The following is a 14977-nucleotide window of genomic DNA, read 5'->3' on the forward strand; positions in this document are numbered from 1 at the left end:
TTGGCCTATTTTCGCAACCCGAAACACCGCATGACGAAACCCGCTACTCCCATGAAAGACAAGATCCAGATCGCATTGCTCGGCGTCATCGCCGTGGCGCTCGGCGTCATCGCCTGGGGCCAGCTCTCCGGCACGGGAAGCGACTCCGGCAGCAACGTTGTGGCCGCCGCGAGCAGCGCAGCCTCCCCTGCAGGCCAGTCGTTCGACCCTATGGCCAACACCAGCGCTCCCGTGGTGGACAACACCCCGAAGACGACGCTGAACTTCGGCAAGTACGAGCACGATTTCGGCACCGTGAAGCAGGACTCGAAGAACAAGTACGTCTTCACCTTCACCAACACCGGCAAGGAGCCGCTGATCATCGAGAGCGCCACCGGCAGCTGCGGCTGCACGGTGCCCAACTACCCCAAGGCGCCGATCCCCCCGGGCGGCACGGGCGACATTGAAGTGGAGTACAGCCCCGGCAAGCAGGAGAACGCCCAGACGAAGACGGTGAAGGTGGTGGCCAACACCGAGCCCAAGGAGACCGAGCTCCGCATCAAGGCCTTCGTGCAACCCGGCACCGGCAACCCCAACGCCGGCGGCGAAGGCCAGACCATCACCATCGGTCAGTAATCAACCGCATCGCATCGAAGAAGCCCTGCCTGCCGGCGGGGTTTCTTGCTTTGACAAGGGCGGACGAGCAGCGGCCTGATCCGCGCAGCCATCGCCCGGCGCGACGGGGTCGCCACCAACCAGCTGATTCCGGCCTGGACGCCTCGCAACCAGCGGCACCTAGCCCACCAACCGGTCAATCGCAGCCGCCAGCCGGTGGTCCTTCTCGGTGACAGCCCCACCGGCATCGTGCGTGCTCAGCCGGATGGTCACGGTATTCCACACGTTGGTCCACTCCGGATGGTGGCCGTGCTGCTCGGCCAGCAGCGCCACCCTGGTCATGAATGCGAACGCCTCGCTGAAGTCGGCGAAACGGAAGGTGCGACAGAGGGCGCCCTGCGCCTCTACCCAAGCGCTCATCGGTGAATGGGCAGGTCGATCATATGGGGCGGTTCGCGGCGCACCAAGGTCATCTCCTGCACCAGATGCCCGGCCCCGGCGAACTTGTCGATGATGAAGAGGAGGTAGCGCGCGTCCACGCAGATATTGCGGCACTTCCCGGGGTCGAACTGGATATCGCTCATCGTGCTCTCCCAGGTGCGGTCGAAGTTCAGGCCGATGAGCTCGCCACGCCCGTTGAGCACCGGACTGCCGCTATTGCCGCCCGTGGTGTGCAGCGAGGAAGTGAAGCAGACGGGCATCTCATCGCCTTCGCCATAAGGACCGTAGTCCTTGGTCCGATGGAGCTCGAGCAGCCGCTGGGGCACATCGAACTCGGCATCGCCCGGCACGTACTTCTCCAGAACGCCGTCGAGCGTGGTCCTGTGGACGTAGCGGACGCCATCACGCGGCAGGCTGCCCTCCACGGCACCATAGCTCAAGCGCAGGGTGCTGTTCGCGTCGGGCCAATATGTCCGCTCCGGATACATCTCCATCATGCCTTTCACGTAGGTGCGCATGGCGGTCTCGATGCGGTCGCTGAGCTGCGCATGAGGCGGCCGGACCTGGTCGAGGAAGGTGCTGAAGAAGCTGCGCGACACCCGGAAGGCGGGGTCCTTGGCCAATCGCTTCATGGCCCCGGCGGATGGATTGCCCAGTGCCTTGCGCAGCCTGCCCTCATCGGTGAAGGCGCTCCGCGCGTAGATCGCATCCACCCAGGCATCGGTATCGCCGCGGTAACGCGTGTCCACCTCCTTCAATACCGGTGGCAGCAGGTGCGCCGGCATGTGCTTCCGGTAGATGGGCAGCAGGGCCTTGAACACGCGCTTGTCCACTTCGGCATCGTAGTTGGCGAAGTAGGCCTTCGCGGCCTCCATGGCCTTCAGGGACTCCGGGGCCAGCTTCCCCTCCTTCCGCAATGCATCGTGCTGCTCCACCACCTCCTTGAAGCCATCGGCGAAGCGCAGCACCTCCGGACCGTAGTAGGCCATCTCCACGAACAGGTCGCGGGCCGTAGCAAAAGGCACGTAATCGCCGTAGAGCTGCTTCAGCTGCGGCAGGGCCTCGGCATAGGGCGCCATGCCGGCTGCACGGGCCTTCTCCTGGTACTCGCGCTCGTAGGCCCGCTTCCGCTCGAGCGTGCCCAGTTCCTTCAGCCCTCTGAGCTCGCCGATCCACTTCTTCCAGGCATTGCTGATGCCCGCCTGCTTGTCGGCGTACTGAAGGCGCGTACGGTCGCTGGCCCGCATGGCGGCATCGATCACCGCCAGGCTGGCGGTCCGCATCTCGATGCGCATGGGGTCGGACTTCTCCATCACATACTCCACGGCATAGCTGCTCAAGTAGCGCTGCGTCTGGCCCGGGAATCCGAAGATCATGGCGAAATCCCCCTCCTTCACGCCGTCAAGGCTGATGGGAAGCACGTGCCTCGGCTTCATGGGGATGTTCGCATCACTGGGCTCGGCGGGCTTGCCGTCCGGCCCGGTGTAGATCCGGAAGAGGCTGAAGTCGGCATTGTGCCTGGGCCACATCCAATTGTCCGTGTCGCCACCGAACTTGCCGATGGCCGCAGGCGGCGCCCCCACCAGTCGCACATCCCGGAAGGTCTCCGTGACGATGAGGTAGAAGCTGTTGCCGTAGTTGAAGGGGCGCACCACGGCCTTGAAGTGGGTGCCCGCCACCGCCTCGTCCACCAGCGGCTTGGCGGCCTTTACCAGGAGTTCCCTGCGCGCCGCCTCATCGGGCGCTCCGCTCAGCTGCGGCGCGATCCGCTCGGTGACATCCTCCATGCGCACGATGAAGGTGGCCGTGAGCCCGGGGTTCTTCAGCTCTTCGGACTTCCCGGCCGCCCAGAAACCGTTCTTGAGCCGATCGTTCTCCACGGTGCTGTGGTCGGTGATGGCACCGAAGCCGCAATGGTGATTGGTGAGGATGAGGCCCTGCCCGCTGACCACCTCCGCGGTGCAGCCGCCGCCGAAGAGCACGATGGCATCCTTCAGGCTGCCGCGATTGATGCTGTAGATATCCTCGGCGCTCAGCTTGAGGCCCGCCGCCTGCAGGTCGCCCTCGATGCCCTTGAGGAGCGTGGGCAGCCACATGCCCTCATGGGCGGATGCGGCAGACGCCTGCACGAACAGGCCAAGAAGGAATAGCCGGATGTAGCGCATGGATTCACCGAGATTGCGGCGAAGGTAGGCCGCACCACCCGGAGCGAGGGCTGCAGCAGCGGGCCCGGCATCACTGCCCAGGCGCCGGGGGCGACTGCTCCGGAACAGGGCTGCCGCCGCTATCCGGATGCGGGCCTTCCAGCAGGCCCTCGCTGAGCAGCCAGGCCAGCAGCACGATCAGCAGCAGTGCGAAGAACGCCTTCGGGTCCCGATAGATCGGCCGCCGGTGCAGCAGGTCGCGCGCCCGCTGGTAGTTGTAGAGGAGCCTGCCCTTATCCCGGTAGCGCAGGATCTCGGCATCAGTGGGCTCTGGCCCGCTGCCCTGGGGCGTTATGCGGTATCGGTGCTTCATGCCCGCTTGGAAAGATAGGCCCGCAGGACGGCGAGGGCGCGATGGGTGCGCATCTTGGCGGCATCCTCTCCGATGCCCAGCACCTGGCCCACCTCCAGGTAGCTCATGCCATCCATGAATCGCAGCTGGATCAGCTGAGCGCGGGCTTCATCGAGGTGGGAGAGCGCGGCGGCCAGCCGCTGCATGTCGTCGGGGTCGGGATTCAGTTCCAGCTCTTCGCCCAAACCGCGGACGCGCTGGTAGTCCAGGTCGATCACCACCTCGCGGCGCTTGCGCCAATGCATGCGCAGCTCGTTGAGCGCGATGCGGAAGAGCCAGGCGCGGAAGGGCAGGCCGCGGTCCTGGTAGCGCGACAACGACAAAAGGGCCTTCAGGAAGCACTGCTGGGTGATGTCCGCGGTGAGCTCACGGTCGCCGGCACGCCGGAGCACGAATCGGAACACATCGGCGAAATAGCGGTCGTACAGCGGGCCGAACCGAGCCGGATCAGCTTGGGCGCGCCGTATCTCCTCCGGTTCCGTTGGCGGTGCGGGCATGTTCAACAGCGAAGGAATGCAACCCCCGGCCTTTGGTAACGCTGAAAGCGCTCGTCGATGGCGAAAATGCACCCATCGACTTAACCGCTGGATGTGTCGGAAACACCGGGTTGGCTTCCTGCGTATGACGCTCACTCTCCAAAACGATGCGCCGATCACGAAACCGCTATGCATGCGGTCACGACTGCCTGACACGCTGTGCGGTCCTCGCGTTCGCAGCATTGGCTTGCGTGGGTGCCTCAGTGCACGCGCAGCCCTTCGCCTGGCCATGGACAGCCAACCTATCAGGCACCCATCAGGAGGAGGTGAAGGGGGTTGCCATGGATGAGCAAGGGGCCGTGGTGGCCGCGGGCTACACGCGCTCAACGGGCCTTTTCGCAGGGACCACCGGACAGGTCACCGGGAACCAGGATGCGTTCATCGCACGATACAGTCCAACCGGAGCCCTGCTCTGGGCAGTCACCCCGGACAATGCCGCTGAAAGCGCCGCGATGGATGTGGCGGTGGATGAATCGGGAAATGCCTATGCCTGCGGATGGTTCAAGAACACGATCAGCTTCGCGAATCCCACCATCGCCACAGGCAGCCAGTCGCTCACCAGTGCCGGAAAAGAGGATTGGTTCATCGCCTCCTGGACACCATCAGGTGAGCTCCGCTGGGCAATCAGACTGGGGGGCAGCGAGGCCGATTTCCCCTCCTGCATCCGGTTCGGAGAAGATGGACCCGTAGTGCTCGGCACAATCGAGGGACGCATCACCACCGGCTTCGGCTCCATACCGGCTGCGCTGCCGAGCGGGAAGGATAACCTGGCGATCGCCAAGCTCACCACCTACGGCGTGGGAGAGTGGCTCATATCCGGCGGAAGCGGGGATGATGAGCTGCCCCGAAGCCTGGCCGTCGATGGTGACCGGGTCTATGCCGGGTACCACGCACGCAACGCAACCATGACCTGGTATGGGCCGAGCGGTGCGGTACTGGGCACGCATACCTCAACGGCCTCGAGCGGAATCCGGGTCACCGCGCTCTCGGCCCCGGGTGCGGCCCTTTGGACGACTCAGGTAGCGGAGCTGTCATCAGCGCTCCAAGGGCCCGCTGCGCTGGCAGCCGGCTGCGGAGCGGTGTACCTCACCGGCATCACCCACTCACCGAGCCTCTTCCCTGGCCAAGGAACCATCGCGACCGGCACCCATGACTACGGCTACCTGGCCCGACTGAACCAAGCCAATGGTGAATTCCAATGGGTGAGCACCGGCACGTCGACGGGCGGGGACCACCTATTCGGCGGTACGGGCCTGGCCCTGACCGGACAGGGCTTGGTGCTCCTTTCCGGCCAGTACAGCACAACCTTCACGTTGGGCGGCATCACCCTCTCGGCGCCGAACAACAAGACCCAACCCTTCGTAGCGGCGTACCTTCCATCGGGCCAGGTGGCGCGCATCGACCGGTTCACCAGCGAGAAGGATGCCACGCCGCCAGCCATCGCCGCCAACCGGAACGGGAGGTTCGCAATTGGCGGTGCATACGAGACCAACCTCGACCTCGGCACCTTCAGCATCACCGGTGCCTCCAACCTGAATGGCTTTGTGGCATCCGGGCAGATCGACCTGATGGCCATGCCGAACCGCTCGGTTTGGCAACCGCCAGGGCCCGTATGCACCAGCGCCGCTCCATTGAACCTCATGGGCTTCCTGGTCCCGTTCACCAGGGGCCATGCCGTTTCGGTGATGGCATCGACGGGGGTGAGCAACGCCGCCGGTGCCGTTGATGGGCTGTCCGGCACCTATGCGGCCTTTGCCAATGCCGGAAATTCCATCACCGTGGACCTTGGATCCGTGGTGCCAGCAGGCGGCACCGTGGGACTCACCTGGGGCGCGGATGCAGGCAATGCCATTGCCATCATCACCACAGGCCTGACGATGCCTCCCACGCACAATGCCGGCAGCCTTGCCATCGGCGGCATGGTGGACCAATACAGCGGCCTGCAACTGGTGGAACCCGCACGCTACGTGACCATCTCCAGGCCCCTGACGGGGAGCCTCAGCTTCCGCTTGGATGCCGTGGACTTCGCGTTCGGCAACGACCTTTCGGGCACCTGGTCGGGGCCCGGCGTTACAGGCAGCGCATTCAGTCCGGTAGGGCTCAGTGGCGCCATCCCAGTCACCTATTCCGTGGGTCATGGGGCTTGCAGCACAAGCACCACAGGCACTATCCAGGTTGAATCACCACCGAATGCCGGAATCGATGGCGTGCTCAGCCTTTGCACGCCCACCGGCACCTTCAACCTGTTCGCGGCGCTTGGAGGAAACCCGCAGCCGGGTGGCACTTGGAGCGGACCCAGTGCGGTGAGCGGCAACACATTCGATGCCGCCACCATGTCCGGGGGCGAATACACTTACTCATTGGCTGGATCCGGCGGTTGCATGAACACCGCCGCCAGCGCCCAGGTGTCGGTGAGCATCGGCCTCCCACCTGGCGGTGGCAACTTCACCGGATCAGGCGAGGTATGCCCCCCACCTTCCAGCGGCATGCTGTCCATCTCGGGCTATGGTGGATCCATCGTGCGATGGCAGTGGAGCGAGAACGGCACGACCTGGAACAACACTTCGATCACAACGCCGTCCATCACCTGGAGCAACCTCACATCGCCTAGGAGGTACCGGGTGGAGCTCAGTTCGCCCCTATGCCCGAACGGCTTCAGCAATGTGGCCGTCATCACCCCGTCTGACAACACGCCGCCCGTGCTGCAGTGCCCGGCGGTGAGCCCCATGGAGGATGCGCAAGCGGATGCCAATTGCATGCTGCAGGTGCCTGACTTCACATCCTATTTCATCGGCACCGACAATTGCACCCCAACCCCGCAGATGGTGCAGTCACCTGCCGCGGGAACCACCATCCCATTCGCGGAGATCACCGTCATTGAGGTGCGGGCCGTGGATGCTACCGGGAATCCCTCCGCTCCCTGCCAAGCGTTCCTGCTCGGACTGGATGCTTCACCGCCCATCGTGAGCTGCCCCGGGGATGCCGTGATCTCTGTCGCCCCGGGCTCATGTTCGGCAGCCTTCATTCCCGTTGCAGCGACCTACAGCGATAACTGCCTCGGGACCGGAACAGCAGACCGGATCCACCTGCGAACCGGCCTCCACAGCATCGCACCCTTCTCGCTCTTTGATGATGCCGGTTGGACGGACATTTCCGGTATTGGCAGCGTGGACCTCGCTCCTGGAACCTACACCATCGCGCACATCGCACTGAGCGGCACCAGCCCCATCGCCCTCTGCAGCAACACGGTCACCGTGGGAGACCCCTACCCACCGATCGCCACCTGCCCCCCTGCGCATACGCTGCTCTATACGCCATCAGGAAGCTGTGTAGCCCTCTATACATTGCCTGCAATCAGCTCATCCGACAATTGCCCCATCGGAATCACGCCTGATGGCGCTTTCATTCAGGACGGCTCCGGGGTCCTGGTGATTGGCGGGCCGACAGCGCCAGCGGAAATCGACGAGCCGCTCCCGGAGGGAACCCAGCTGCTCCTGCCTCCCGGCATGCATCTCTTCTCCGATTCCATTGCGGATGCCGCAGGGAACCTGGCCATTTGCACATGGGTGGTGGAAGTCCGGGATACCATCGCACCGGTGTTCACGAACTGTCCGGCAGCCCTGGATACCATCGCCCTGGTGAACGGAGGATGCATGGCGCAATACATCTTCCCCGTCCTTCAATCGACGGACGCATGCGACTCCGATACGGATAGCGACTACCGCACATGGCACAGCCTGGATGGCGGAAACAACTGGGGGGAAGTCACTGGGCAGTGGTCAATCGATCTTGGCCCGGGAGCGCATCGATTCCGCGAGGAGCATCGGGATGACGCCGGTCGGGTGGCGACCTGCTCCTGGACCATGATCGTCATGGACCAGGAGGCGCCGGCCATCATTTGCCCTGCAGGCCTATCACTCAATGATGCGGACGGTGATTGCCTGGAACTGTTACCTGTGCTGAGCGCCACCGCCACGGACAACTGCGGACCAGTGCTGATTGTGCAGACCGCCGGCCCCATGGCCGGATCGTCGGTCGGGATCGGATCGCACACCATCGGCTACACCGCAACTGACGGTGCCGGCCTAACCGCCACCTGCACCTTCGAGCTGGAAGTGATCGACCTGGCGCCCCCCACCGTGTGGTGCCCACTGATGGATACCATCCACCTCTCGACGGGCGCAGGCTGCGCGATCGCATTCCCCGACCTGCGCGATTCCCTGACAATCACGGATTGCAGCGCCTGGACCAACACGATGACGCCTTCACCCGGCACCGTGCTGGGACCCGGTCCGGCCTTCCTGATGACGATGTGGATCGAGGACGCGCATGGCAACGGCCTTTGGAACAACCATTGGGTGCGCGTAGTGGATCAGAGCGCTCCCTCGGTCTCTTGTCCCAGCATCATTGCTACGCTGCATGCCGGACCGGATTGCACCGCATCCCTCCCGGACTACCGCTCCTCGGCGGCCGTGAGCGACAACTGCGGCAGCGCTGGCCTTGCATTGACCCAGGCCCCTGCCCCGGGCGCATCGCTCCCTCCCGGTGCGCATAGCGTGACCCTTACCGTCCGCGACGCCGCAGGTCTGTCGGCCTCATGCACATTCTCCGTGACCGTGACAGACGCAACGCCGCCGGTGATCACCGGATGCCCATCCGCGCCGCTCACGATGTCGACACCATTCGGCTCATGCAACGCTGTGGTGAGCTGGAATCCGCCGCTCGCCTCCGACGCATGCGGAGCCGCGAACATCACACAGACCGGTGGCCCAGCACCAGGAAGTGCTTTCAGCGTGGGGACGCATGCGGTCGCCTACACTGCCGTGGATGCAGCCGGGAATGCCTCGACCTGCAGCTTCAGCGTGGTCGTTATCGACCAGACCGCACCGACAATCACCTGCCCCACCGTCATTCCGGGCATCCCCGCCACTTCTGGGCTTTCGGGCTCCATGCCGGACTGGCGCAGCCTGGTCCTCATAGCGGATAACTGCGGTACTGCTGCAGCCGGAATCAGTCAGAACCCGGCGCCCGGAACCACGGTTACCGGCTCATTCACGGTCACCTTCTCCATCGCGGACCTGCACGGTCTCTCAGCGCAATGCAGCGTCACCGCCATGGTGGTTGACTGCACCGGCTCACTCGCCGCCGGGGCCTACCTGGACAATTGCGGACAGTGCGTTGGAGGCAATAGCGGATCAACCCCGTGCGCGCAGGACTGCCTTGGCGCATGGGGCGGCTCGGCCCTGCCCGGTACGCCTTGCGATGACGGAGATGCCTCCACCGGCAACGACAGCTGGAACAGCAGCTGCCAGTGCGTCGGCCAGCTCATCGATTGCAGCGGCAGCGCCGGCGGATCGGCCCTGCCCGGTACGCCTTGCGATGACGGCGATGCGGCTACCGGCAACGACAGCTGGAACAGCAGCTGCCAGTGCGCAGGCCAGCTCATCGATTGCACCGGCAGCGCCGGCGGCACCGCCCTGCCCGGTACGCCTTGCGATGACGGCGATGCCTCCACCGGCAACGACAGCTGGAACAGCAGCTGCCAGTGCGCAGGCCAGCTCATCGATTGCAGCGGCAGCGCCGGCGGATCGGCCCTGCCCGGTACGCCTTGCGATGACGGCGATGCGGCTACCGGCAACGACAGCTGGAACAGCAGCTGCCAGTGCGCAGGCCAGCTCATCGATTGCACCGGCAGCGCCGGCGGATCGGCCCTGCCCGGAACGCCTTGCGATGACGGCGATGCGGCTACCGGCAACGACAGCTGGAACAGCAGCTGCCAGTGCGCAGGCCAGCTCATCGATTGCACCGGCAGCGCCGGCGGATCGGCCCTGCCCGGAACGCCTTGCGATGACGGCGATGCGGCTACCGGCAACGACAGCTGGAACAGCAGCTGCCAGTGCGTCGGCCAGCTCATCGATTGCAGCGGCAGCGCCGGCGGATCGGCCCTGCCCGGTACGCCTTGCGATGACGGCGATGCGGCTACCGGCAACGACAGCTGGAACAGCAGCTGCCAGTGCGCAGGCCAGCTCATCGATTGCACCGGCAGCGCCGGCGGATCGGCCCTGCCCGGTACGCCTTGCGATGACGGCGATGCCTCCACCGGCAACGACAGCTGGAACAGCAGCTGCCAGTGCATCGGCCAGCTCATCGATTGCACCGGCAGCGCGGGCGGCAGCGCCCTGCCCGGAACGCCTTGCGATGACGGCGATGCCTCCACCGGCAACGACAGCTGGAACAGCAGCTGCCAGTGCATCGGCCAGCTCATCGATTGCACCGGCAGCGCCGGCGGATCGGCCCTGCCCGGTACGCCCTGCGATGACGGCGATGCCTCCACCGGCAACGACAGCTGGAACAGCAGCTGCCAGTGCGCAGGCCAGCTCATCGATTGCACCGGCAGCGCCGGCGGATCGGCCCTGCCCGGTACGCCTTGCGATGACGGCGATGCCTCCACCGGCAACGACAGCTGGAACAGCAGCTGCCAGTGCATCGGCCAGCTCATCGATTGCAGCGGCAGCGCCGGCGGATCGGCCCTGCCCGGAACGCCTTGCGATGACGGCGATGCGGCTACCGGCAACGACAGCTGGAACAGCAGCTGCCAGTGCGCAGGCCAGCTCATCGATTGCACCGGCAGCGCCGGCGGATCGGCCCTGCCCGGAACGCCTTGCGATGACGGCGATGCGGCTACCGGCAACGACAGCTGGAACAGCAGCTGCCAGTGCGTCGGCCAGCTCATCGATTGCAGCGGCAGCGCCGGCGGATCGGCCCTGCCCGGTACGCCTTGCGATGACGGCGATGCGGCTACCGGCAACGACAGCTGGAACAGCAGCTGCCAGTGCGCAGGCCAGCTCATCGATTGCACCGGCAGCGCCGGCGGATCGGCCCTGCCCGGTACGCCCTGCGATGACGGCGATGCCTCCACCGGCAACGACAGCTGGAACAGCAGCTGCCAGTGCGCAGGCCAGCTCATCGATTGCACCGGCAGCGCGGGAGGCAGCGCCCTGCCCGGAACGCTCTGCGACGACGGCGATGCCTCCACCGGCAACGACAGCTGGAACAGCAGCTGCCAGTGCGCAGGCCAGCTCATCGATTGCACCGGCAGCGCCGGCGGATCGGCCCTGCCCGGAACTCCTTGCGATGACGGCGATGCGGCTACCGGCAACGACAGCTGGAACAGCAGCTGCCAGTGCGTCGGCCAGCTCATCGATTGCAGCGGCAGCGCCGGCGGCAGCGCCCTGCCCGGAACGCCCTGCGACGACGGCGATGCCTCCACCGGCAACGACAGCTGGAACAGCAGCTGCCAGTGCATCGGCCAGCTCATCGATTGCACCGGCAGCGCGGGAGGCAGCGCCCTGCCCGGAACTCCTTGCGATGACGGCGATGCGGCTACCGGCAACGACAGCTGGAACAGCAGCTGCCAGTGCGTCGGCCAGCTCATCGATTGCAGCGGCAGCGCCGGCGGATCGGCCCTGCCCGGTACGCCTTGCGATGACGGCGATGCCTCCACCGGCAACGACAGCTGGAACAGCAGCTGCCAGTGCGCAGGCCAGCTCATCGATTGCACCGGCAGCGCCGGCGAATCGGCCCTGCCCGGTACGCCCTGCGATGACGGCGATGCCTCCACCGGCAACGACAGCTGGAACAGCAGCTGCCAGTGCGCAGGCCAGCTCATCGATTGCACCGGCAGCGCCGGCGGCAGCGCCCTGCCCGGAACTCCTTGCGATGACGGCGATGCCTCCACCGGCAACGACAGCTGGAACAGCAGCTGCCAGTGCGCAGGCCAGCTCATCGATTGCACCGGTGTCCCCGGAGGCAGTGCCCTGCCCGGAACGCCTTGCGATGACGGCGATGCCTCCACCGGCAACGACAGCTGGAACAGCAGCTGCCAGTGCGTCGGCCAGCTCATCGATTGCACCGGCATCGCGGGAGGCAGCGCCCTGCCCGGTACGCCTTGCGATGACGGCGATGCCTCCACCGGCAACGACAGCTGGAACAGCAGCTGCCAGTGCGCAGGCCAGCTCATCGATTGCACCGGCAGCGCCGGCGGATCGGCCCTGCCCGGAACTCCTTGCGATGACGGCGATGCCTCCACCGGCAACGACAGCTGGAACAGCAGCTGCCAGTGCGCAGGCCAGCTCATCGATTGCACCGGCAGCGCCGGCGGATCGGCCCTGCCCGGAACTCCTTGCGATGACGGCGATGCCTCCACCGGCAACGACAGCTGGAACAGCAGCTGCCAGTGCGCAGGCCAGCTCATCGATTGCACCGGCAGCGCCGGCGGATCGGCCCTGCCCGGTACGCCTTGCGATGACGGCGATGCCTCCACCGGCAACGACAGCTGGAACAGCAGCTGCCAGTGCGCAGGCCAGCTCATCGATTGCACCGGCAGCGCGGGCGGCAGCGCCCTGCCCGGAACGCCCTGCGACGACGGAAACGAGCAAACCATCGATGATGCATGGACCACCGACTGTGGCTGCGCCGGAACGCCTGTGGATTGCACCAGTGATGCTGGCCCCGACCAGACCGTTTGCGGCACATCAACCACAATGGCCGCATCCGGCTCCGGCATCTGGACCGCACCCACCGGTGTCAGCCTCAGTTCGGTGACGGACCCAACGGCGCAAGTATCGGCTGCGACCCCTGGTGCCTTCGACCTGCTGTGGACTGTGGCAATCGGCGGTTGCGTTGATACCGACACGGTGCGCATCACCTTCCACCCCACGAGCGACGCCGCCTTCGCCTATGGTGCAGCACAATACTGCGTCAACGGACCTTCGCCTGCACCGTGGACGGCGGAGGCGGGAGGCACCTTCAGCGCAGTACCCGCCGGCCTGGCCATCGATGCCCTCAGCGGAAGCATCGACCTTTCCGCGAGCGTACCAGGCGACTACCTCGTGAGCCACCTGATCGGCGGTGCGTGCCCCGCATCTGCGGTCGCCGAACTGACCATCATCGCCGCACCGAATGCGGCCTGGACGCCCGGCTCGGTGATCTGCAGCAACCACAGCCCCATCAACCTGGATGGGTGGAACACCGGCACGCCGGGCGGTACATGGTCGGGCCAGAACGTTTCCGGAGGCGTCTTCGACCCCAGCGGCCTCTCCGGCAGCATCCCCCTCACCTACACCATTGAAACGGCCGGATGCACCGCGCAATCCACACAGCCGGTGATCGTCCAATCCGCTCCTGCCGCGAATGCTGGACCCGACCAGAGCATCTGCGGAGATGCTGCCGACCTGAGCGGGACCGGGCAAGGCCAATGGACCGCCCCATCGGGCGTCACGTTCTATGGCTCGCCGCAGCAGCCCAGCGTCATCGCAACGGCCACCGCTTATGGTACATATGCCATCATCTGGACGGAGGCCCAAGGGTCCTGCTCCGCCAGCGACACGGTGCTGGTGACCTTCCTCGACCCAGGCACGGCCCTATGGGTGGAAGCCGGCGAGGATCAGCGCCTGGAGGTGACCACGGAATCGCTGGTGACCGGCAGCGCTTCGCCCGGCGCGAGCCTGATATGGACCATCCTCAGCGGGTCGGGCTCCTTCGCACAACCGACGGACAGCTCCACCAGCATCACCGGCCTCGCCATCGGCGACAACGTGGTGGTCCTTACCGCCAGCCTGGGGATCTGCGCCTCGGTCAGCGACACCCTGCTGATCCACGTGGCCGACCTCTTCATTCCCCAAGGCTACTCCCCGAATGGCGATGGCACGAACGACCGCTGGGTCATCACCGGGCTCGAAGCCTACCCGGCGAGCGAACTGCGGATCTTCAACCGATGGGGACATCCCGTGTATGCGACGGATCGCTACGGCAACGATTGGGAAGGGCGCTCCCACAACGGTCAGGCCCTTCCGGATGACACCTACTTCTACGTGCTGAACCTTGGTGGGAACCGAACGTACAACGGCCACGTGATCATCAAGCGATGAGGATCATCCGCCGCTCTATCCCGTTGGTAGCGCTGTGCCTCACCGCTGCGGTCCGCGCACAGCACTCTCCGCTCACCAGCCAGTACCTATTCAACGGCTTGACCATCAACCCCGCTTATGCCGGCAGCCGCGATGTGCTCAGCGCCACGCTGACGCACCGCCAGCAATGGGTGGGCTTTGACGGGGCGCCGGTCACGCAGATGGCTTCCGTGCACGCCCCCGTGAAGCGAAGTCCGCTCGGGCTGGGCCTGGTGGTCTACAACGACCGTATCGGAGTGACCAACGAATCGGGGATCCTCTCGAACTACGCGTACCGCATCCGCACACCCAGGGGCAAGCTTGCCTTGGGCGTAGGCGCAGGCCTCACGGTTCTCCGGGCGAATTGGACCGAGGTGTCCCTGCAGCAGACAGACGATGCCGCCTATGCGGGCGCCACGCGAGCCGCGCTCCGACCCAACTTCAGTGCGGGAGCCTTGTATCAGACCAAGACATGGTTCCTCGGCGCATCGGTCCCCTTCCTGGTCGCTCACCGATACGATCCAACGGATGGCGCATACCGCCTCACGAACGAACGCATCAGCATGCAACCGATGCTCACAGGCGGATGGCTGATGAAGCTCAACGACGACCTGAAGCTGAAGCCCAGCGCGCTGCTGCGCTACCGCTTGGACAGTGGATTGCAGGGTGACCTCAGCACGAATGTCATCTACAAGGACCGGATCTGGCTGGGCGTGAGCTACCGCACGCGCGATGCGGTGGTCGGGATGCTGGAGGTGCTGCCTACGCCGCAGTGGCGCCTCGGCTACGCCTACGACCTGGGCATATCCGCCCTGCGCCCGTATCACCGCGGCACGCATGAACTGCTGGTCCAGTATGAATTCGGCTACCGCATCCGGGTAAGGGACCCGCGCTACTTCTAAC

General features: G+C 65.5%; 7 protein-coding genes. 3 read left to right on the forward strand and 4 right to left on the reverse strand.

Annotated features, from left to right (window positions below; translation table 11 throughout):
* Positions 1-51 precede the first annotated feature (51 nt).
* Positions 52-615: a DUF1573 domain-containing protein gene (locus QY325_07240; protein WKZ67716.1), complete on the forward strand. Its 564-nt coding sequence runs from the start codon at positions 52-54 to the stop codon at positions 613-615.
* Positions 616-774: 159 nt separating this feature from the next.
* Here QY325_07240 and QY325_07245 read toward each other — a convergent pair whose 3' ends face one another.
* The 4 genes from QY325_07245 to QY325_07260 all read right to left on the reverse strand — a co-directional run bounded on the left by QY325_07245 (position 775) and on the right by QY325_07260 (position 4088).
* Entirely contained in the window at positions 775-1014 is a 240-nt protein-coding gene (locus QY325_07245) for a 4a-hydroxytetrahydrobiopterin dehydratase (GenBank protein ID WKZ67717.1), read from the reverse strand.
* Positions 1011-3200 carry a S46 family peptidase gene (locus tag QY325_07250; GenBank protein WKZ67718.1) on the reverse strand — a complete coding sequence of 730 codons (2190 nt, stop codon included), beginning with the start codon at positions 3198-3200 and terminating at the stop codon, positions 1011-1013. Before QY325_07250 ends, QY325_07245 begins: the two co-directional genes overlap by 4 nt.
* Positions 3201-3270: 70 nt before the next feature.
* Positions 3271-3552, reverse strand: coding sequence for a hypothetical protein (locus QY325_07255; protein WKZ67719.1), 282 nt, complete (start codon positions 3550-3552; stop codon positions 3271-3273).
* Positions 3549-4088 carry a sigma-70 family RNA polymerase sigma factor gene (locus QY325_07260; GenBank protein ID WKZ67720.1) on the reverse strand — a complete coding sequence of 180 codons (540 nt, stop codon included), beginning with the start codon at positions 4086-4088 and terminating at the stop codon, positions 3549-3551. The genes QY325_07255 and QY325_07260 overlap by 4 nt, the downstream gene beginning before the upstream one ends.
* A gap of 230 nt (positions 4089-4318) precedes the next feature.
* Between QY325_07260 and QY325_07265 the strand changes: the two genes are divergently transcribed.
* Positions 4319-14056: an HYR domain-containing protein gene (locus tag QY325_07265; protein ID WKZ67721.1), complete on the forward strand. Its 9738-nt coding sequence runs from the start codon at positions 4319-4321 to the stop codon at positions 14054-14056.
* A complete protein-coding gene (locus tag QY325_07270) occupies positions 14053-14976 on the forward strand; it encodes a type IX secretion system membrane protein PorP/SprF (protein ID WKZ67722.1) in 924 nt (307 codons plus the stop codon). Before QY325_07265 ends, QY325_07270 begins: the two co-directional genes overlap by 4 nt.
* Position 14977: the final 1 nt, after the last annotated feature.

The sequence above is a fragment of the Flavobacteriales bacterium genome, from assembly GCA_030584065.1.
GTDB lineage: Bacteria > Bacteroidota > Bacteroidia > Flavobacteriales_F > PHOS-HE28 > PHOS-HE28.